The 18,971-nt window shown below is 67.2% G+C and carries 24 protein-coding genes; 13 read left to right on the top strand and 11 right to left on the bottom strand.

The window, feature by feature from the left end; all coding sequences use genetic code 11:
* Positions 1-22 precede the first annotated feature (22 nt).
* The 3 genes from EV651_RS07015 to EV651_RS07005 all read left to right on the top strand — a co-directional run bounded on the left by EV651_RS07015 (position 23) and on the right by EV651_RS07005 (position 1,890).
* On the top strand, positions 23-1,081 hold the full coding sequence (locus EV651_RS07015) for a trans-aconitate 2-methyltransferase (RefSeq protein WP_133783177.1): 1,059 nt from the start codon (positions 23-25) through the stop codon (positions 1,079-1,081).
* Positions 1,082-1,114: 33 nt separating this feature from the next.
* Positions 1,115-1,432 carry a helix-turn-helix transcriptional regulator gene (locus tag EV651_RS07010; RefSeq protein WP_133783175.1) on the top strand — a complete coding sequence of 106 codons (318 nt, stop codon included), beginning with the start codon at positions 1,115-1,117 and terminating at the stop codon, positions 1,430-1,432.
* Between the two features lie 65 nt (positions 1,433-1,497).
* Complete coding sequence (locus tag EV651_RS07005) at positions 1,498-1,890, top strand: SRPBCC domain-containing protein (protein ID WP_238156709.1); 393 nt, start codon at positions 1,498-1,500, stop codon at positions 1,888-1,890.
* Between the two features lie 85 nt (positions 1,891-1,975).
* Here the strand turns inward: EV651_RS07005 and EV651_RS41235 are convergent, their stop codons facing one another.
* The gene (locus tag EV651_RS41235) at positions 1,976-2,152 is read right to left on the bottom strand and encodes a DUF5302 domain-containing protein (protein ID WP_157996243.1); all 177 of its coding nucleotides are present in this window, start codon (positions 2,150-2,152) and stop codon (positions 1,976-1,978) included.
* A 144-nt stretch (positions 2,153-2,296) separates the two neighbouring features.
* Between EV651_RS41235 and EV651_RS07000 the strand changes: the two genes are divergently transcribed.
* The 3 genes from EV651_RS07000 to EV651_RS06990 all read left to right on the top strand — a co-directional run bounded on the left by EV651_RS07000 (position 2,297) and on the right by EV651_RS06990 (position 4,177).
* A complete protein-coding gene (locus EV651_RS07000) occupies positions 2,297-2,947 on the top strand; it encodes a LysE family translocator (RefSeq protein ID WP_202870193.1) in 651 nt (216 codons plus the stop codon).
* Positions 2,948-2,981: 34 nt separating this feature from the next.
* Complete coding sequence (locus tag EV651_RS06995) at positions 2,982-3,164, top strand: hypothetical protein (protein ID WP_133783173.1); 183 nt, start codon at positions 2,982-2,984, stop codon at positions 3,162-3,164.
* Between the two features lie 125 nt (positions 3,165-3,289).
* Positions 3,290-4,177, top strand: coding sequence for an aminoglycoside phosphotransferase family protein (locus EV651_RS06990; protein WP_133783378.1), 888 nt, complete (start codon positions 3,290-3,292; stop codon positions 4,175-4,177).
* On the opposite strand, the gene EV651_RS06985 is transcribed toward EV651_RS06990, so the two are convergent.
* From EV651_RS06985 to EV651_RS06970, 4 genes are all read right to left on the bottom strand, one after another.
* The gene (locus EV651_RS06985) at positions 4,164-4,889 is read right to left on the bottom strand and encodes a class I SAM-dependent methyltransferase (protein WP_133783171.1); all 726 of its coding nucleotides are present in this window, start codon (positions 4,887-4,889) and stop codon (positions 4,164-4,166) included. The genes EV651_RS06990 and EV651_RS06985 overlap by 14 nt on opposite strands.
* 148 nt (positions 4,890-5,037) lie before the next feature.
* A complete protein-coding gene (locus EV651_RS06980; protein ID WP_238156708.1) occupies positions 5,038-5,823 on the bottom strand; it encodes an ABC transporter permease in 786 nt (261 codons plus the stop codon).
* The gene (locus EV651_RS06975; RefSeq protein ID WP_133783169.1) at positions 5,820-6,575 is read right to left on the bottom strand and encodes an ABC-2 family transporter protein; all 756 of its coding nucleotides are present in this window, start codon (positions 6,573-6,575) and stop codon (positions 5,820-5,822) included. Before EV651_RS06975 ends, EV651_RS06980 begins: the two co-directional genes overlap by 4 nt.
* Positions 6,572-7,540 carry an ATP-binding cassette domain-containing protein gene (locus tag EV651_RS06970; protein ID WP_238156707.1) on the bottom strand — a complete coding sequence of 323 codons (969 nt, stop codon included), beginning with the start codon at positions 7,538-7,540 and terminating at the stop codon, positions 6,572-6,574. The genes EV651_RS06975 and EV651_RS06970 overlap by 4 nt, the downstream gene beginning before the upstream one ends.
* Before the next feature lie 62 nt (positions 7,541-7,602).
* On the opposite strand from EV651_RS06970, the gene EV651_RS06965 reads away from it, so the two are divergent.
* Positions 7,603-8,604 carry a YafY family protein gene (locus EV651_RS06965; RefSeq protein ID WP_133783167.1) on the top strand — a complete coding sequence of 334 codons (1,002 nt, stop codon included), beginning with the start codon at positions 7,603-7,605 and terminating at the stop codon, positions 8,602-8,604.
* Here EV651_RS06965 and map read toward each other — a convergent pair.
* Entirely contained in the window at positions 8,582-9,358 is a 777-nt protein-coding gene (gene map / locus EV651_RS06960) for a type I methionyl aminopeptidase (RefSeq protein ID WP_133783165.1), read from the bottom strand. The genes EV651_RS06965 and map overlap by 23 nt on opposite strands.
* A 45-nt stretch (positions 9,359-9,403) precedes the next feature.
* On the opposite strand from map, the gene EV651_RS06955 reads away from it, so the two are divergent.
* Positions 9,404-9,670: a helix-turn-helix domain-containing protein gene (locus tag EV651_RS06955; RefSeq protein WP_133783163.1), complete on the top strand. Its 267-nt coding sequence runs from the start codon at positions 9,404-9,406 to the stop codon at positions 9,668-9,670.
* Between the two features lie 35 nt (positions 9,671-9,705).
* On the opposite strand, the gene EV651_RS06950 is transcribed toward EV651_RS06955, so the two are convergent.
* From EV651_RS06950 to EV651_RS06930, 5 genes are all read right to left on the bottom strand, one after another.
* Positions 9,706-10,944, bottom strand: coding sequence for a type II toxin-antitoxin system HipA family toxin (locus EV651_RS06950; RefSeq protein WP_133783161.1), 1,239 nt, complete (start codon positions 10,942-10,944; stop codon positions 9,706-9,708).
* On the bottom strand, positions 10,941-11,243 hold the full coding sequence (locus tag EV651_RS06945; RefSeq protein ID WP_133783159.1) for a helix-turn-helix domain-containing protein: 303 nt from the start codon (positions 11,241-11,243) through the stop codon (positions 10,941-10,943). The genes EV651_RS06950 and EV651_RS06945 overlap by 4 nt, the downstream gene beginning before the upstream one ends.
* A gap of 460 nt (positions 11,244-11,703) precedes the next feature.
* The gene (locus tag EV651_RS06940; protein WP_133783151.1) at positions 11,704-12,657 is read right to left on the bottom strand and encodes a DUF4209 domain-containing protein; all 954 of its coding nucleotides are present in this window, start codon (positions 12,655-12,657) and stop codon (positions 11,704-11,706) included.
* A gap of 26 nt (positions 12,658-12,683) precedes the next feature.
* Positions 12,684-13,760 carry a redox-regulated ATPase YchF gene (ychF, locus tag EV651_RS06935; RefSeq protein ID WP_133783149.1) on the bottom strand — a complete coding sequence of 359 codons (1,077 nt, stop codon included), beginning with the start codon at positions 13,758-13,760 and terminating at the stop codon, positions 12,684-12,686.
* A 42-nt stretch (positions 13,761-13,802) separates the two neighbouring features.
* Entirely contained in the window at positions 13,803-14,324 is a 522-nt protein-coding gene (locus EV651_RS06930; protein ID WP_133783147.1) for a GNAT family N-acetyltransferase, read from the bottom strand.
* Between the two features lie 67 nt (positions 14,325-14,391).
* On the opposite strand from EV651_RS06930, the gene EV651_RS06925 reads away from it, so the two are divergent.
* From EV651_RS06925 to EV651_RS06905, 5 genes are all read left to right on the top strand, one after another.
* On the top strand, positions 14,392-15,258 hold the full coding sequence (locus EV651_RS06925; protein WP_238156706.1) for a DUF817 domain-containing protein: 867 nt from the start codon (positions 14,392-14,394) through the stop codon (positions 15,256-15,258).
* A gap of 72 nt (positions 15,259-15,330) precedes the next feature.
* Positions 15,331-16,107, top strand: coding sequence for a polysaccharide deacetylase family protein (locus EV651_RS06920; RefSeq protein ID WP_133783145.1), 777 nt, complete (start codon positions 15,331-15,333; stop codon positions 16,105-16,107).
* Positions 16,108-16,130: 23 nt separating this feature from the next.
* Entirely contained in the window at positions 16,131-17,102 is a 972-nt protein-coding gene (locus tag EV651_RS06915) for a methyltransferase (RefSeq protein WP_133783143.1), read from the top strand.
* A gap of 101 nt (positions 17,103-17,203) precedes the next feature.
* Positions 17,204-18,373, top strand: a complete 1,170-nt coding sequence (locus EV651_RS06910) for a DNA recombination protein RmuC (RefSeq protein ID WP_133783141.1) — start codon at positions 17,204-17,206, stop codon at positions 18,371-18,373.
* A 45-nt stretch (positions 18,374-18,418) separates the two neighbouring features.
* Complete coding sequence (locus EV651_RS06905; RefSeq protein ID WP_133783139.1) at positions 18,419-18,961, top strand: DinB family protein; 543 nt, start codon at positions 18,419-18,421, stop codon at positions 18,959-18,961.
* The last annotated feature ends 10 nt before the right edge of the window (positions 18,962-18,971 follow it).

Here is an 18,971-nt window from a genome sequence, read left to right as displayed (position 1 = left end):
CATCGCAAGGGGGAGAAAGCGAATGACTGTTGCAATCGACAGCGACAAACTGATGGGCTTCGTCTTCAAGGCGGTCGACGAGGTGGGGGCGACGCTCAATGCGGCACTGGTCGTGATGGGCGACCGGCTCGGCTTCTACCAGGCGCTTGCCGACCACGGCCCGAGCACGCCGGCCGAGCTCGCCGAGCGGACCAGCACCGATCAGCACTACACACGGGAGTGGCTGAACGCGCAGGCCGCGGGCGGATTCGTCGAGTACGACGCGAGTACCGGGCGCTACACGTTGCCGCCCGAGCAGACCGTGGCGATGACCGATCCGAACAGCCCGGCGTACCTGCCCGGCTTCTTCCAGATCGCGCTCGGCACGGTGCAGCACACCACCGAGACGATCGAGGCCGCGCGGAGCGGTGCCGGGGTCGGGTGGCACGAGCACACGTCCGACGTGCACGTCGGGTGCGAGCGGTTCTTCCGGCCGTCGTACAACGCGAACCTGCTGTCCAGCTGGCTGCCCGCGCTGGACGGCGTGGTGGCCAAACTGGAGCGCGGCGCGAAGGTGGCCGACATCGGCTGCGGGCACGGCGCGTCCACGATCCTGATGGCCGAGGCGTTCCCGAAGTCCCGGTTCACCGGCTGGGACTACCACCAGGCATCGATCGAGACCGCCCGGCAGCGGGCCGCGGGCCTCGGCGAGCGGGTGACCTTCGAGGTCGCGGCGGCCAACCAGTTCAGCGGGTCCGGGTACGACCTGGTGACAACCTTCGACGCCCTGCACGACATGGGTGATCCGGTCGGCGCGGCCCGGCACATACGCGAAGCGCTCGCTCCCGACGGCACCTGGCTGCTCGTCGAGCCGATGGCCGGCGACCACGTCGAGGACAACCTCAACCCGGTCGGACGCGCGTACTACGGCTTCTCAACCCTGCTGTGCACGCCGGCCTCGTTGTCCCAGCCGGTGGGTCTCGCTCTTGGTACCCAGGCCGGTCCGGCTCGGATCCAGGACGTCACCACGGCGGCCGGGTTCAGCAGGTTCCGCACGGTCGCGCAGACGCCGTTCAACCTGGTGTTCGAGGTCCGCCCTTGACACAACAGTTCACCAACTGGTGAAGTATCGCGTGTGCTGACAACGGTCTTCGGAGCGCTCGCGGACCCGACTCGGCTGGCTGTTGTGGGCCGGCTGAGTCGGGGCGACGCGACGATGGGCGAGTTGGCCGAGCCGCACCGGATCACGCCACCGGCGATGACCAAGCACGTCACGGTGCTGGTCGACGCCGGTCTCGTGAGCCGGCGGCGGGTCGGCCGCACCGTCGTGTGCTCGCTCCGGCCGGAGGCGTTCTCCGAGGTGGAGCAGTGGCTCGGCGACCTCACGACGTACTGGAACAGCACCGTGGACCGGTTGGAAGAGCTCCTGCGAGGGGACGGCGATGGACACTGAGATCCGGATCGAAAGGGTGCTCCCGGCAACGATCGGTCGCGTGTACGACGCCTGGACTGTGTTGAATGCCGCGACTCCGTCGCGGCGGGGCCGATCTACTGGCCCAGTGGTACTGCCCGAACCCCGAGCTCGAGCTGAAGGTGCAGGCCGACGTGCGCACCGGTGGTTCCTATGTCGTGGAGATGGGGCCGCACGTGGTCCGCGGCACGTACCTGGAAGTCGACCCGCCGCACCGCCTCGTGTTCAGCTGGAAATGGGACGGCACCGAGGACGCGCCGACGCGGGTCGAGGTCGAGCTGACCGAGACGCTCGACGGCACCCGGATGCTGCTCAGCCACACCGGCTTCGCGAACCCCGAGGACGCCGCGAACCACCGGATGGGCTGGGATCCGGTGGTGCTCCGCCTGGTCGAGCTGCTCAACGCACGCCGGCCCGACCCCGCAGCCGACCGAGGCTGACGGCGGCCCCAAACAGTTCGGGCAAAGGTCGAGCCCCGGGCGGTAACCCGGGGCTCATGCGGATGGATGGACAGTTTGGCGGAACTCAGCTGCCGGACTTGCGCCGGAACTGGCGCTTCTGCTTGTCGTTGTGCGCGTCGCCGACGCCCTGCCCCCGCACTCCGGATCCCGGATGCGAGTGCTTCCCGGCGTTCTTCTTCTCGAGCGCTTCCCGAAACTTCTTCTGCAGATCGTCCGCCGGCTCGCTGGACTTGTCGCTCATACCGTCTCCTTCAAACCGTAGGCGTACGCACCCACGCTAACCGAGGGTGAGTGTTACCGGCGAATGGATTCCAGCTCGCGGGAATCCCCGCGGCGGATCAGGCGGCGCTGTTAGGTTCGGAGTACGTCGAGGGAGGGACACGGAATGCTGGTCAGCAACGAGGCACTACTCGGGATTGCTCTGGTCGAACTGGGCCTCGTGATCGTGCCGGGACCGAACATGATCTACCTGATCTCCCGCTCGATCGCCCAGGGCCGCCGTGCGGGCCTGATCTCGCTGGCCGGCGTCGGGCTCGGCTTCCTCACCTACTTGCTCGCGGCAAGCGCCGGCCTCGCGACCCTGTTCGCGCTGGTCCCCGAGATCTACGTCGCACTGAAGCTGGCCGGCGCGGCGTACCTGCTCTGGCTCGCCTGGAACGCGTTCCGACCCGGTGGTACGTCGGTCTTCGCCACCCAGGAGCTCGAGCCGGACCGCCCGCGCAAACTGTTCGGCATGGGCCTGCTCACCTGCCTGCTGAACCCGAAGATCGCGATCCTCTACATCTCGCTGCTCCCCCAGTTCCTGGACCCGTCCCGCGGTCACCTCGGCCTGCAGAGCCTGATCCTCGGTCTGGGCCAACTCACGGTGGGCGTGGCCATGAACGCCGTCTTCGTGATCACCGCCGGCTCGGTCGCCGTGTTCCTCGCCCGCCGCCCGACCTGGATGCGCATCCACCGCTACCTCACCGGCACCGCCCTGGCAGTCTTCGCCATCCGCCTCGCCACCGACCGCGCCCGCCCACTCGCAACCCACTGAGAACTGTCCGACCCGCCGACTAGCGTCGTCCGGGATGAACGACTTCGTTGCCGCGTCCCTCGATCGGCTCGTCACCGCCTGGACCACCGCGCCCGTCGCCACCCTCGTCCGCGACCGCGGCCTGCCCGCGATCACCCGCGAGTACCTGCTCGACACGTTCGACTGGCAACGCGCCGAGGACGCCCCGACGGGCAGGCCGAGTCCGGGACGGTGCTGAAGGGCAAGGTCCGCTTCCGGCTGGGCAAGCCCGACCGCGGGATCGGCTCAGCACGGGTAGCCCCTGCAGTGCTCGTCTAAATCGTGTGCGGGCGCCCTGAACACTCCCGGATACTTCTGGGCGTGATGCATGAGGGGCAACTGGATGTGACGGTCGAGCTGGTCGAAGGGCTCGTCAAGGAGCAGTTCCCGGAGTGGAGCGGGCTCGCTGTCCGCGCCGTACCGTCGCACGGAACTGTCAACGCCCTGTTCCGGATCGGCGATGGACTGGTCGCCCGGTTCCCGATTCTGCCGGGTGATGCGGCGACGGTGCAGCAGGAGCTCGGGGACGAGGCGGATGCCGCACGACGGTTGCACACAATGTCGCCGTACCCGACTCCGCAGCCGATCGCGATCGGTGCGCCGGCCTCGGGTTATCCGCTGCCGTGGGCTGTGCAGACCTGGGTGGACGGGACGATCGCGTACGACGCCGACGTCGCCGGGTCGACCGGCTTCGCCGAGGATCTCGCGCGGTTCGTGCTGGCGCTGCGAGCGCAGCCGACCGAGGGGCGGGTGTTCACGGGCTCGTGGCGCGGCGGGGTGCTGACGTCGCAGGACGAGTACGTCGCGGACGGCCTGGAGCGCAGCCGCGGGATGATCGACGTGGACGAGCTCGCCCGGTTGTGGGCCGACCTGCGGACGACGCCGCGTACCGAACCGGACGCCTGGACGCATCGCGACCTGATGCCGGGCAACCTCCTCGCGAAGGACGGCCGCCTCGCCGGCATCATCGACGTCGGCACCTTCACGGTCTCGGACCCCGCGATGGATCTGCAGCCGGCGTGGAACCTCCTAGACCCCACCGCCCGCGAGGCGTTCCGCACCGCGCTCGGCAGCGACGACGCGGAGTGGCGTCGCGGCATGGGCTGGTCGTTCGCCCAGGCCATCGGCTGCCTGTGGTACTACGTCGAAACCAACCCGGTCATGTCCCGCACCGCGCACCACACCCTGACCGCACTGCTCACGTCGCCCTAGCGACGAATACCCATTCCTTCCCGGGCCGATCCGGAGCTTCCCGTACGTCGTCGACCACGAACCCGGCCGCGACGAGCGACTCCTCGACCTCGTCCCGCTCGCGGAACCGCAGGGTGGACTGCGAGGTGAGTACGGCGCCGTCCGACGAGAACACGTACGTGCCCTGGAAGGAAACGAACGGCAGCTCCACCGAGAGCAGATCGCTCCACGCCTCCACCGTCTCACCGCCCGTAACCTGCCGCACCTGATGGGTGCGCTCGCGGGTCCACTCCTCCCACTGGCGCCGCGCCGGATCCCGCGTCTCGAACACGAACCGGCCTTGTGGTTCCAATGCGGCATGCACCCCACGCAACGTCGCCGACCACTCCTCGTCCGTCAGGAACACCTGCGCCACGTTCCCCGTCATCAGCGCAAGGTCCACCCGCAACGGCGGCAACGTCGTCGCATCCCCGTGGATCCACCGCACCCGATCCGCAAACTCCTTGCCTCGAGCAACCTCCAGGGAAGCCTCCGCCGGATCCACCCCGACGACGTCCACTCCGCCCTTGGCGAGCAGACAGGCCAACTCGCCCGTCCCGCACCCCACATCCAGCACCTTGGTGGCGCCGAACTCCTTCACGATCGCCACGTAGTGCTCCAGATCGCCCCGATCCGGATCCAGCGCGTCATAAACCGCAGCCAACCGAGATTCCCCGAACAAGGCATCAACCATGCCCGCGACCGTAACCCGCTGCCCTCGGTCCAGCCACTGTTTTTGGCGCTAAGAACAGGACGTACATGTCTACGTATAGCGGTCCGCACGCCTGCCCGGACGGTGGATCGCCCTCAAATAAGGAACACCTCCTGTCCTTAGCGCACACTCACGAGGTCGCGCCGGTGTAGCGCCGCAACCCGGCCCGCCAAGCTAGCGCTGCTAGCGTCGCCGCGCCGGCTGCTGCTGTGACGCCGGCGAGTAGTACGCCGAGTTGAGGGCCGCGGAGGAGTGCGGTTGACGGGACGCTGGCGATGAGCGCCATCGGGAAGACGTACGTGAGGAGGATGCGGAGCGGGCGGGCGAAGACATCCGTCGGGTAGCGGCCGAGTTGCCAGGCCGAGTGGTAGAAGACGTCCAACTGCAGCTTCGGCGCCCAGAACGCCAAGCACGCCAGCAGCACACTCAACGCCCACGTCACCACCGTCCCCGCGACAACCAGCACCAACCAACTCAGCACGCCAGCGGCACCGGGCGACCGATCAGCGACCCCGATCCCCCAGGCCAGCACGCCGACCCCGAGGGCAACCTGGATCAGCTGCAGCGGCGACGACAACGACAAGCTGGACAGGAACAAGCTCGGAGCCGGCTGCAACAGGTAGCCGTCCAGCTTCCCCTGGCGGATCCCGGTCTCGGGGAACCACGACAGGTTCGGATCGATGAACGTCGTCCGCAGCCCGGTGATCAGCTGATACGTGCCGATCAGGACCAGGAACTCCGCCTTCGACCAGCCCGCCAATGTGTCGGCCCGGGTGAACACGATCAGCACGGCCGCGATCGCCGTACCCAGACCGGTGAACGCGAGCAGTACGTCGAAGACCAGGTTGACGCGGAAGGCCACGCTCCGGCGCAGAGACATCGAGAAGCCTGCCGCCAACAGACGAAGGAGCTTCACGAGCCCACCGCCGTGTACCGACGGACGCCGGCTCTCCACAGGACCACGACCACGCCGACCAGCACGACAACCCACACCAACTGATAACCGAGCGCTCCACCGCCACGCGTCCCGGCGGCGATCTCGGCCGGCAGACCGCTCATCCCGTAGAACGGCAGCACCTCCGCAACCCGGCGCAACCCGTCGGGCAGCAAGCCGATCGGCGCCGCCGTACCGCCGAACAGAAACACCAGCTGGCTACCGAATCCCACCACCGCATGCACCCGATCCGTCCAGAACGCCGTCAGCGACAACAGAAATGTCCACAGGAAAACGAGCACGGCGGCGAGCACGAGGTACGGCGTGCTCCGCGCCACCGCCCACCAGTCGAACCCGACCTGCAACGCGATCCCGGTGAGCAGCACGATCGGTGCCCCGAGCAACGTCAACCAGGCGCGGATCGCGAGATTCATGCCGATCACGCCGACCACCACCGGCTGCGGGCGGAGCAACTCGTGGCTGAGCGTCCCGTTGTAGATCCGTTCGGAAAACGTGTGCTGCTCGAACGACTCGGTCATCAGCGTCACCAGGATGACCGCGACGTAGTACCGCGCGATCGCCGGATCGTCCGGATAGACCGCGGACCACACGAACAACCCGATCAGCGGCGCGACCACGGCCTGCACCACGAGCGTGAGCAGGAACCACCACGCCCCGGACCATTCCAGCACCTCCTGACGGAGCCGGAATCCGAGCAGTACGGCGGTTCTCATCGCAGCCCCTCGCGGTACGCCTGGTCGATGACCTTCTCCAACGGCGGCTCCTCCACCGCAAGGTCCACGACCTCCAACGCCTGCAGCAAGCGGCCCGTCATACCCGCGACCTCGTCCCGCGGCACCCTCAGCACCCACTGCCCGTCCGGCTTGTCGACCACCTCACCGAACGGCGAAGGATCGCCTTGCGTGGAGATCCGGATCAGTTTGTACGGCGACAACCGTGCGGACAGCTCCGCGAGCGGACCGTCGTACTGGACCTTGCCCTTGTCGATCAGGATCAGGCGCGGACAGAGGGACTCGACGTCGGCCATGTAGTGGCTGGTCAGGAGTACGGTCGCGCCGGTCTGCTCGACGTACTCCCGCACGAACTGGCGGATCTGGCTCGCGGCGGTGACGTCGAGACCGATCGTCGGCTCGTCGAGGAACAGCACCTCGGGGCGGTAGATCAGCGCCATCGCGAGCCCGACCCGCATCCGCTCGCCGAGGCTGAGAGCGCGGAGTTGGCGCTCGAACAGCGGGTCGAGCTCGAGGAGCGCTTCGAGGTCGGCCAGGGTACGGCGGAAGGTGGCGCGGGGGACGTCGTACAGCAGGCGCTGGTACTCGAGGGAGTCCATCACGGTCAGCTCCTGCGAACCGCCGACCGGTTGGCTTCCCCGCACGAACGCGATCCGTTTGAGGAAGGCGGAGCGACGTTGCCACGGGACCGCGTCGAGGACCTGGACCGCGCCGCTGGTGGGGTGCAGGATCCCGGAGAGGATCTTCATCGTCGTGGTCTTGCCGGCGCCGTTCGGGCCGATGAACCCCGCGACCTCGCCCGGGGCGATCGTGAACGACACCTCGTCGAGGGCCTGGACCGTCTTGTACTCCCGGCGTACCAGCGAACCGAACGCCGCCCGCAACCCGCCTTTGCGGACCGGAGCCTTGTAGGACATCGAGAGGTTTTCCACCTCAACTGCACTCATGGTGGCGACCATCCCAGGAAAAGACGCCAGCTTCTGGCTTGTTTTCCTGGGATAGTCGGAGGATGCGCGCCGAACGGCTTCTCCGACTGCTGCTGCACCTGCAGACCCGCGGTCAGTCGACGGTCGCGCAACTGTCCGCTGCGCTGGACGTGTCACCGCGCACGATCCAGCGCGACCTGGATGCACTGAGCCTTGCCGGCGTCCCGGTGTACTCGATCCGCGGGCGGGCCGGCGGGTGGACACTGCTGCCGGACTACCGCAGCCGGCTGACCGGGCTGACGCCGTCGGAGGTCATGTCGGTGTTCGTCGGCGCGACGGCCCACGTACTCGCCGACCTCGGCCTCGACGCCTCCAGCGAACTCGCTGTCACCAAGCTGATCGCATCACTTCCCGAAGGCACTCGACGCGAAGCCGAGTACGCCCGCCAACGCCTCCTGATCGACCACGCCGGCTGGGACGACCGCCGTGAAACCCCACGCTGGCTCGACCTCTGCCGCCAAGCGCTCTGGGAAGAACGCCGCCTCGAAATCACGTACGGCGAGACCACCGAAGGAGATCGCACCGGGCCTGACGGCGACGACGGCCGGCGGCGTGGGCCGTTCGCGATCTCACCTCTGGGACTGGTCGCCAAGGCGCGGACCTGGTACCTGGTCGCCGCCCGCACCGACGGCCGCCTCCGCACCTATCGCCTGTCCCGCCTGACCTCGGCCGAACTCACCAACGACGTCTTCACCAGACCCGCCGACTTCGACCTGGCCGCGTACTGGGCCCAGTCCCAGCGCGAGTTCCAGGCCTCGCGTCCGTCGTACCCGATCGTCCTGAAGGTCCGCGACCACGCCGTCCGCCGCTTCCGCCCAACCGCCCCGATGCTCCCCGCGGACAACGACTGGTGGATCATCCACACCGACCTCGAGAACCGCTACGAAGCCCAAGCCGCCGTCCTCGCCCAAGCCGGCGCCGCCCAGGTCATCGCCCCACCCGAACTGATCACTCTGGTCCACGACGCCGCCCAGGAAGTCGCCGCAGCGCACCAGGCCGATGTCAGAGCGACGAAGGAAGGGTGAGGATTTCGGGGCCGTTCTCGGTGATGGCGATGGTGTGTTCGGTGTGGGCGGTGCGGCAGCCGGTGATGCTGCGGAGGGTCCAGCCGTCGTCGTCGGTGACGAGTTCGGCGGTGTCCTGCATGACCCACGGCTCGAGGGCCAGAAGCAGGCCGGGGCGGAGCTTGTAGCCGCGGCCGGGGCGGCCCGTGTTCGAGACGTGCGGGTCCTGGTGCATCGTCGAACCGATGCCGTGACCGCCGAACTCGGTGTTGATCGGGTACCCGGCCGCGCTGAGCACGGTCCCGATCGCCCGCGAGATGTCGCCGATCCGGGCCCCGGGAACGGCGGCCGCGATCCCTTCGGCCAGTGCGCGTTCGGTCGCGCTGATCATCGCGACGTCCTCGGGCGCCTTGGACTCGCCCACGATGAAGCTGATCGCCGCGTCCGCCGCGATCCCTCCCAGGGAGACTGCGAGATCGAGCGTCAGCAGGTCCCCGTCGGCGAGCTGGTAGTCGGACGGCTTCCCGTGCAGTACGGCGTCGTTGACCGCCGTACAGATGTAGTGACCGAACGGCCCACGCCCGAACGACGCCTCGTAGTCGACGTAACAGGACTGCGCACCGGCCTCGGCGATCAGCGCCTTCGTCCACTGGTCGATGTCCAGCAGATTCGTGCCGACCGCGGTCCGGCTCTTCAGCGTCTGCAGGATCCCGCCCACCAGCGCTCCGGTCTCCTTCGCTTGAGCCAGCTGCCGGGCGTCCAAGATCTCGATCATGCAATAACTATACCGGCCAAACTATCCCGGTACTATCATCGGTACATGGTCAGGCTGCCGCTCACCCCCGCCGAGGTCGAGCGCGGAGAGCGCCTCGGCACCCTCCTCCGCCGCGCCCGCGGCGACCGCTCCATGCTCCAGACCGCGCTCGATGCCGGCGTCTCCCCCGAAACCCTCCGCAAAATCGAGTCCGGCCGCGTAGCCACCCCTGCCTTCCCCACCATCGCCGCCATAGCCGACACCCTCGGCCTCTCCCTCGACACTTTGTGGACCGAGATCAACCAACCCGAACCGAAGAGACTGGTCTCCTAGCGCTCGACAAAGGTCATGCCGCATCCTGCTCGGATTCATCGGACGAGCTCCTTCAGTGGTTTCCGGAGACCTTCAAAGGCATCCTCGAAACGAGACAGTTCGCTCTTCGGTATCCCATTGCTGGTGGCTACGCGTTGCCAGTCGACGGTGGAGTGGAGCACGTCTCGGATGATCTGCCGTGCATCCTTGGGCGTGACACGAAACGATTCGGCGTACGTCATGAGGCCTTCGAGTTCGTCCTCGCGCCGATACGCACCGCCGATGCCTGTGACGCGTTGCACGCCCGCATCGGGATTCGGGTTCACGTCAAAGACGGGTGAGAGGCGCCAACCGGCAGGGCCGTCTCGCAAGAAGCCATGGTTTCGCAGGTGATCGTCCGTGTTGTGGATCGCGATCGAGAAGGCAATCCGGCGCCACAACTGCTGTAGGTCGTCGCTGGTTCGTGAACTGAACTCGCTCAGAGTCTCGGCGACCTCGAGGTACTCACCAGGGCCGCCGTCGCGTCCCTGGACCATGGTCATGGCACTCATATACCCGACCCGATGGCTACCGTTTCGATCGAAGCGATCAAGAAGTAGAACCGTCTTGCCATTAACCGAGGTGGTCTCGCGACGCGGGGCCTCGATTCCTGCGCGTTCGGCCAGATCCAAGGCGGTCTTCTCCCAGGCCATCACATCCCATTCGTCACTGTGGTGAGGAAACTTGGCGATGAGCAGCCGCTCTCCATCCCGGACCGAAGCCTTCGGCCGGGCTCCTCCCAGCGAACCCGAGCCGGCATCGAGAAGATCCTTGATGGCTGACATGTCGTCCGAGTCACGAGCCACGCCATCCGCCGCGCGCAGCAGCCTCGGTAGCTCAATGAGTTTTGGGACGGTCAGGCCAGGATGAAGGAACTGTCCCTCGGGTTGCTGGCGGAAGCGCAGCGCACCTTGCCGGGTCAGATCACTGACACCCAGGAGGTAGTCGACGTCACCGACCGACGGAGCTGTCCGACCGTCACGCAGCGCCTTCGCTCGCACCGTCTTCGAGATCAGATTCTTGCCCCACCTGTCAGGTGAGCAATCAGTGAATGCGCCAGGGAGCCCGGCCAGAGCGTAATTGCCTTTCAGTAGTGGCATGCCGGGATCGATCGCGTAAGCACCGGGCCGAGCCAGATAGTCCTCTGCGTAGCGGAACGACGTCGAGACAACAGCGTTCCGGCGCGTGAAGTAGGCGGTCCCCACCTCGACCGTCTCGCCGCCTATCTCGACGCTCACGAAGACCGGATCGCTCAAGGCCTGACCCTCTTCGGCAGGGAAACGTCGGCGCGGGCGCGGCCGAGGTCCGTCTCGTACGGGTCAAGTGCCTCCACAACGCGATCGAGCGTGCCAAGGACACGCGCGACGTTGAGGAACACAGCGATCCCCACAGTCGTCTCGCCTCTTTCCAGACGGCGCAGGGTATCTCTCGAGACCCCGGCCCGATCTGCGACTTGCTCGGCGGTCAAGCTCTGGAGCTTCCGCCAGGTGGCCAGGTGCGCACCGATACGCTGAGCGCTCAATCGAGTTCTGGCCGGCTCGGGACCCTTGGTCATGGCAACCTCATCACCTTAATGGCTACTCTGCGCGTCATTATAGGACTTAATGAAGACCGCGTCAGCCTTTAACCGAACAAGGAAGAGCGCCCACCGGGTATTACCTTCCGTCACGAGGATGGGGGCGGGTGTCGTAGTGGCGCAGCTAGTCAGGGACGATGCGGACGATCGAGAAGCCGCGGAGATCCTGTCAGGACCTGAGCGAGGCGCATAGGGAAGAATCTATCTCGCACATTTCGCGGGATCGCGCACCCTCGCGGACAGTCGGCCTTGCGCGTCGCGCTGTAAGAGTCGACGAGCACGTCGCCCTCCTCGGTGAGGGCGAGGCCGACCAGCATGGCTTCCGGGTTGTCACCTGCGTCCGCAACAGCATCGAGTTCACCTCGAGCCGCACGCACCTGGGGTCGTGGTGGTGCCAACAGGGCGTCAATCGAAAGGCCGCCCTTAGCTTGAATCCTGCCTACTCGCCTTCATCCAGATCCTCCGTCACTCCCTGTGTGACGCCATCTGTAGTCTCGACGCCCGGTTGGGTGCCCGTTTCGTCGATCGTTGCCGTGGAGTCTGCGCCGGGCTTCGCGGTCTGCGGACGCCCGCGGTCCATGATCTCGATGACCGGCCACGTCACCAACCGCAGGCAGAACCACCACATGTAGAGCGCCGAGTAGCTCCACGCCGTGTCGTCGTTGAGAAGGCCGTGCGCGACGTCGTTGCGGAGGTTCGGTCCACCTTGGACGACCAGCATCGCCTTCATTTCCATGACCATCCCTGCCCCGAAGATGTCCTCGGTCTCGGTCATGTCGAGAAGCGCGTTCAAGCTCTTTTCGCTCTCCACGCCGTGCTCATCGACGAACAACGTGTGCACGTTGTGCCGTCTCAACATGATCCGCACGACCTGCTCCAACTGCGGGACCAGCACAGAGACGGCAGCGCCGTAGTTGCCGCCCAAGCCGAGCGCCAGTCCGTCGCCCCACAACGTGGCGTGCCCCTCGGGCACCGTCGGCGACTCCAAGCACAACGAGACCATATACTGCCTACTGAACCGGTGCTCGGTCGTCAGAACCTCCTGCGCAGGCTGGATAACGCCCTTGCCGAGCAACTGGGAGTGAAAGAACACCGTGCGGACCATCTCGGCCCAGACCGCGTTCTCGTCGGCCTGACCAGAAGACCCCGGACTCGCTGCGATCTTCCGGAAGTCGGAGGAGAACGTCGAGGACCCGAAGATGTGACTGATGGTGCCATCTAGCATCTTCGCGGCGGTGTCGCGCGTACTGGCTTCGTCCATTGGCGGTGCGAGCGTCGCGAACGCAGCGAGCGCGTCGAACTTGTCCGCATGACCCGAGACTTGCGACCGTGCGTAGGACACAGCATCAGTCAGGTCCACCGGGTCCGACTGGATGCGCATCATCTGCTCCATCGACGACTCCGCGGAAACGCACCGATTTAGACGTTGAAGCGGAACTCCACTACGTCGCCGTCTTGCATCACGTAGTCCTTGCCTTCCATGCGGACCTTGCCGGCGGAGCGGGCGGCGTTCATGGAGCCGGCTTCCATCAGGTCGTCGAAGGAGACGATCTCGGCCTTGATGAAGCCGCGCTGGAAGTCGGTGTGGATGACGCCGGCGGCCTCGGGGGCGGTGGCGCCGCGCTTGATCGTCCAGGCGCGGGACTCCTTCGGGCCGGCCGTCAGGTACGTCTGCAACCCGAGCGTGTCGAAGCCGACGCGCGCCAGTACGTCGAGACCGGGCTGGTCGATGCCCATCTCGGCGAGCATCTCGCGAGCCTCGTCCTCGTCGCCGAGCTCGACCAGCTCGGCCTCGAACTTGGCGTCCAGGAAGATCGCCTCGGCCGGCGCGACCAGGTCCCGCATCTTCTGCTTGAGGTCCTCATCGGCGAGTTCGTCGGAGTCGCAGTTGAAGACGTACAGGTACGGCTTGGCGGTCATCAGCATCAGCTCGCGGATCGCGTCCCGGTCCACGCCGGTGGCGATGATCGGCGTACCCGCCTCGAGGTGCTTCTGCGCCTCCCGCACCGCCTCCAGGACGACCGCCGACTCCTTCTTCAGCCGGGCTTCCTTCTCCAGCCGCGGGATCGCCTTCTCGACGGTCTGCAGGTCGGCGAGGATCAGCTCGGTCTGGATGGTGGAGATGTCGTCGGCCGGCGAGACCTTGCCGTCGACGTGCGTCACGTCGTCGTCGCGGAACACCCGGGTGACCTGGCAGATCGCGTCCGACTCACGGATGTGGCTGAGGAACTTGTTGCCCAGGCCCTCACCCTCCGACGCGCCGCGGACGATGCCGGCGATGTCGACGAACTGCACGGTGGCGGGAATCACCTTCTGCGAGCTGAACAGCTCGGCGAGCTTGCCCAGCCGCGGGTCCGGCACGCCGACCACTCCGACGTTCGGCTCGATGGTCGCGAACGGGTAGTTCGCGGCGAGTACGTCGTTCTTGGTCAGCGCGTTGAACAGGGTGGACTTGCCCGCGTTCGGGAGCCCGACGATTCCGATGGTGAGTGCCACGGGCGTCAAGGTTACGCGGCCAACACCGAAGTACCCCAATCGTCAGATCAGGAAGGCCTCGAGTTCGGCGTCGTACCAGCGGGTGGTGCGACCGATCGAGCGCATGCCGAGGCGGTGGCAGACGGCCAGCGACGCGACGTTGTCCGGGCGGACGACCGCGTAGATCTGCCCGATCCCGGCCCTGAACCCGTGCTCGATCGCCGCCCGCGCCGACTCGGTCGCCAGGCCCCGCCCCCACGCGTCCGGGTGGAAATGCCAGCCGACCTCGACCTCACCGCGGCCCGCGGTACCGTCCGTCGGGTCGGGCAGCGGGGTCAGTAATACGGTGCCCGCGATCGTCCCGGTGGCGCGCTCCTCCACGGCCCAGACGCCGTACGGCGCCTCGCGGCTGCGCTCGTTCCACCGCATGATCGCCTTCGACGCGGCACCGCGATCGGGCATCACCCGGGGCTCCGCGCCCAGCCAGCGCGACACCTCCCAGCGCCGGTAGATGTCGAAGACACGGTCGCCGTCGGGGTCCGCCCAGTCGCGCACCACGAGCCGGTCGGTCTCGAAAACCACCATGCTCCCCACCTCCCAAGGCTGTTCCTATTTCCGCGAACCAGGTGATCGCAAGCAACGTCTCCATCCTGTGACCACTTGGACGGATCGGATCGGGATTCCCTCACGCTTCGTGTTCGGATGCCTGCAGTTCCTGCGTTTCGGGTGGCTGGAGGTGGTGTCGTGCCTGTTCCCGGGGTTCCTGTTCGCGGGCCTGGCGATCTCGAAGTACGTCGACCTGCCGATCGCCCGGTACGACGCCCTGCTGATCTACTGCCTCGGTCTGACGCTACTGTTCTGGGTGGTGCGGCTGGAGACCTGGCGTGAGGTCGCGGTGATCTTCGGGTTCCACCTGGTCGGGCTCGGGCTCGAGCTGTTCAAGGTCCGGGTCGGTTCCTGGCAGTACCCGGGCGACGCGGTGACGAAGTTCGCCGGGGTGCCGCTGTTCGCCGGGTTCATGTACGCCGCCGTCGGCAGTTACCTGTGCCAGGCCTGGCGCCGGTTCGACCTCCGCGTCAGCAACTACCGGCCGATCCTGACCACGGTCTTCGCGGTGCTGATCTACGCGAACTTCTTCACCCATCAGTGGATCCCCGACCTGCGGATCCCGATCGCGCTCGGTCTGCTCGTCGTGTTGCGCCGTACCTGGGTCTTCTTCACGGTCGGCGTACGGCGCTACCGGATGCCGCTGGCGTTGTCGTTCGCGTTGATCGGGTTCTTCCTGTGGATCGCGGAGAACTTCGGCACGTTCCTCGACGCGTGGAACTACCCGGACCAGGTGAGTGTCTGGCGCCTCGTGCACCCGGCGAAGTTCGGCGCGTGGTCATTGCTGGTGAGCATGAGTTTCGTGCTGGTCGCAAGCGTGAAGTCGCTGGAGGGCCGGCTGTACCACCGCGGCGGAACCGCAACAGTCGAGATCTCACCGCAACACGGCCACGCCAACCAAGCTGACATGTAAGGCGTCTTCAGAAGTGTGAGGGCGCCTGAGGGGGCGCATTTGGGGAACCGCCTTAGCTGCAAGGGGAAAGTCATGTCCCGAAAGTTTGCCGCTGTCGTCGCGACCGGGGTGGCGCTGGCCGTCGTCGTCGGTTCGTTGCTGGTCCTGGCGCTTGGGCACGAACGGCAACCACGACCGGCCGCCGCCACCACGCAGACGACGTCCAGCACGCAGACGCCGAGCCCGACGCCCACCGAGACACCGACGCTGAACGCACCGCCGTCGACACCGCGCAAGCCGGCCCCAAACCCGACCGCAGCACTTGCCTCCGGCAACAAAAAGGTCCTGTTCTTCAGCTTCGACGACGGGCCGGACCCGTACTGGACGCCGAAGGTCCTGCAGGTCCTGAAGAAGTACGGCGCGCACGCGACGTTCTTCGAGCTGGGAGCGATGCAGACCGCGCACCCCGGGCTGCGCGAGCAGGTGCTTGCCGCCGGCCACACGATCGGCAGCCACTCGATCACGCACCCGCAGCTGACCGCGATCTCACCGGCGAAGCGGCACCACGAGATCTTCGACGGACCCGACTCGACCTGCTTCCGCCCGCCGTACGGCGCCTCGAACCCGAAGGTGCGCGCCGACATCAAGGCGGCCGGCATGGTCCAGGTGCTGTGGGACGTCGACCCGCGCGACTGGGCCCGACCGGGGACGAACGCGATCGTGCACAACGTCCTCACCCACGCGCACAACCACAACATCATCCTGATGCACGACGGCGGCGGCAACCGGGCCCAGACCGTCGCCGCGCTCGACAAGATCCTCCCGCTGCTGAAGGCCCAGGGCTACTCGTTCCCCGCGATGGACTGCTGACGTTCCCGGGAGCACTATGGGCCATGGATGCTTCCCGGGAACTGTTCCGTCTGATCGGCGGGTACCAGGTGTCGCAGGCGATCTCCGCTGCCGCTCGCCTGCGGATCAGCGACGTACTGGCCACCAGCCCGATGTCCTTGGACGAACTCGCCGCGGCGACCGGGACCGATATCCAAGCGCTGGCCCGGCTCATGCGGGCACTCACAACCTTGGGCCTCTACACCGCGGACGGCGGGACCTTCGCGAACACCGAGCTCGGCGCGGCCTTGCGGGCCGACGCGCCGCGCTCGGCCGCCGGCTGGGCGCGCTTCATCGGCACGGGGTCGTACTGGCAGACGTACGCCGCCCTGGAGCAGAGCATCCGCACCGGCGACACGGCGTTCTCGATCCTGCACGGCGAACCGGTGTGGGAGTACCGCGCCAGGCATCCCGATGAACAGGACGCGTTCGACGCGGCCATGACATCGATGGCTGATGCGGTGTCCAGCGCCGTGGTCGCGGCGTACGACTTCAGCCGCTACGGAACCGTGGTGGACGTCGGGGGCGGGCACGGACGGTTGCTGCTCGGGATCCTCGAGCGCTACCCGACGGTCAAGGGCGTGCTCTTCGACCAGGCCGACGTGGTCGCGGGCGCTTCGGCCGATCGGTTTCAGGTGGTCGGAGGCGACTTCTTCGACAGCGTCCCGGGCGGTGACGCGCTGGTGCTGAAGTCGGTGATCCACGACTGGGCGGACGCCGAGTCGATCGCGATCCTCCGGAACTGCCGCCAGGCCCTGCGCCCGGGCGGTCGCGTCCTGCTCGTGGAGCAGTTGCTCGATCTGTCGCCCGATCCGGTGCGGACGGCGTTCTCCGACCTCAACATGCTGATCATGACCGGCGGACGGGAGCGTACGACGGACGAGTACCGCACGCTGCTCGCCGCCGCCGACCTCGAGCTCGTGGACACGGTCGCCACCGCGAGTACGACGTTCGTGATCGAGGCCGCCGCGCGCTGACGGCCGCGATCCGGAACCGAATCGGACTTCCTCTCGCACTTTCCGGGAACTCTCGCGCGATCTGCCGGAAACTGTCGGTGGGGTTCGGCACTATCTGTGACATGACCGGTACGACGGTATTGCTGATCCTGCTCTTCCTCGTGGTGGGGCTGTTGCTGGGCGCTGTGTTCGGCGTGCTGTGGGTCCGTGGACGGGACGGTGCCGCGCTGGCGCGGATCACGGCCGAGCGGGACGCGGCCGAGGACCGGGTGGTCGAGCTGACGCAGGAGCGCACGAGCGTCGGTCAGCAGATGGGCGGGCAAGCCGTCGTCAAGGAAGCGCTGGATCGCCTGCACGCGCAGCTGAATCAGCTCGAGCAGGGCCGCGCGGCGTGGCAGAGCCAGCTGCATCAGCAGGTGAACGAGGTGCGGATGAGCGGCGAGGCGTTGCGTCGCGAGACGGCTTCGCTGTCGACCGCATTGCGCAAGCCGCAGGTGCGCGGCCGGTGGGGCGAGCTGCATCTGCGTCGCACGGTCGAGCTCGCCGGAATGGTGGCCCACTGCGACTTCACCGAGCAGACGACCACGGTCGCCGAGGACGGCGTACTGCGGCCGGACCTCGTGGTGAGGCTTGCCGAGGGCAAGAACATCGTCGTCGACTCGAAGGTGCCGTTGGCCGCGTTCCTCGACGCGAGCGAGTCCGACGACGCGGAGTACCGCGAGGACCGGTTGCGGGCGCACGCGCGCCATCTGCGGACCCATGTGGATCAGTTGGCGGCGAAGGCGTACTGGACGCGGCTGTCCCCCTCGCCGGAGTTCGTCATCCTCTTCGTGCCGGGCGAGTCCTTCCTGTCGGCGGCGCTCGACGTCGAGCCTTCCCTGCTCGAGTACGCCGCTGAACGCCGGGTGATCCTCGCCACGCCGACCACGCTGATCGCCACGTTGCGCGCCGCGGCGTACGCGTGGAACCAGTCGGCGTTGACCGAGTCCGCGCAACAGGTCTTCGAGCTCGGCCGGGAGCTGTACGAGCGGCTCGGCACGATGGGCGATCATCTCGGCCGCGTCGGGCGGTCGCTCACGTCGGCGGTGGAGGCCTACAACGGGACGGTCGGGTCGTTCGAGCGCCGGGTGTTCATCACCGCGCGCAAGCTCCGCGATCTGCATGTCACCGAGTCCGAGCTGACCGCGATGGAGTCGATCGAAGCGTCCGTGCGCCCGCTCACGGCACCCGAGTTCGTCGCGCTGGACGAGTCGCCGACCACGAGACGCTGGCCGCCGTCACAAGCTGGCTGAAGTTCCGGAAGGTGATCGTCCGGAACCCCCGCTACTGTCCTTGCCATGGACAACGCACCGCTCACCGAGCCGCCGATCGCCCGGACCGAGGCCGACACATTGCTGGGGGCGCTCGAGCGCAACCGGCGTACGTTCGCCTGGAAGTGCGGCGGCCTGGACGCGGCCGGCCTGAACAAGCAGCACCCGCCGTCGACCGTGACGCTCGGCGGGCTGCTCAAGCACCTGGCGCTGGTCGAGGACGAGTACTTCATCCGCCGGCTCCTCGGCAAGGAACTCGGCGCTCCCTGGGACGCGGTCGACTGGGACGCGGACCCCGACTGGGAGTGGCACAGCGCGGAGGGCGACTCGCCCGAAGAACTGATGGACCTGTGGCAGGCGGCGGTCGACCGCTCGCGCGCCGCGTGCGCCGAGGTCCTCGCGACCGGCGGCGTCGACCAACTGGCTCAATACAAAGGTCGCAACGGCGACTCCCCCAGCCTGCGCTACATCCTCGTCGACCTGATCGAAGAGTACGCCCGCCACACCGGCCACGCCGACCTGATCCGCGAATCCATCGACGGCCTCACCGGCGAAGGCGCACCGCAGTAGCTGTCGGAAA

It is taken from the genome of Kribbella sp. VKM Ac-2571 (genome assembly GCF_004362255.1).
GTDB classification, from domain to species: Bacteria; Actinomycetota; Actinomycetes; order Propionibacteriales; family Kribbellaceae; genus Kribbella; species Kribbella pratensis.
This window is presented reverse-complemented; position numbering and strand designations above follow the sequence as displayed.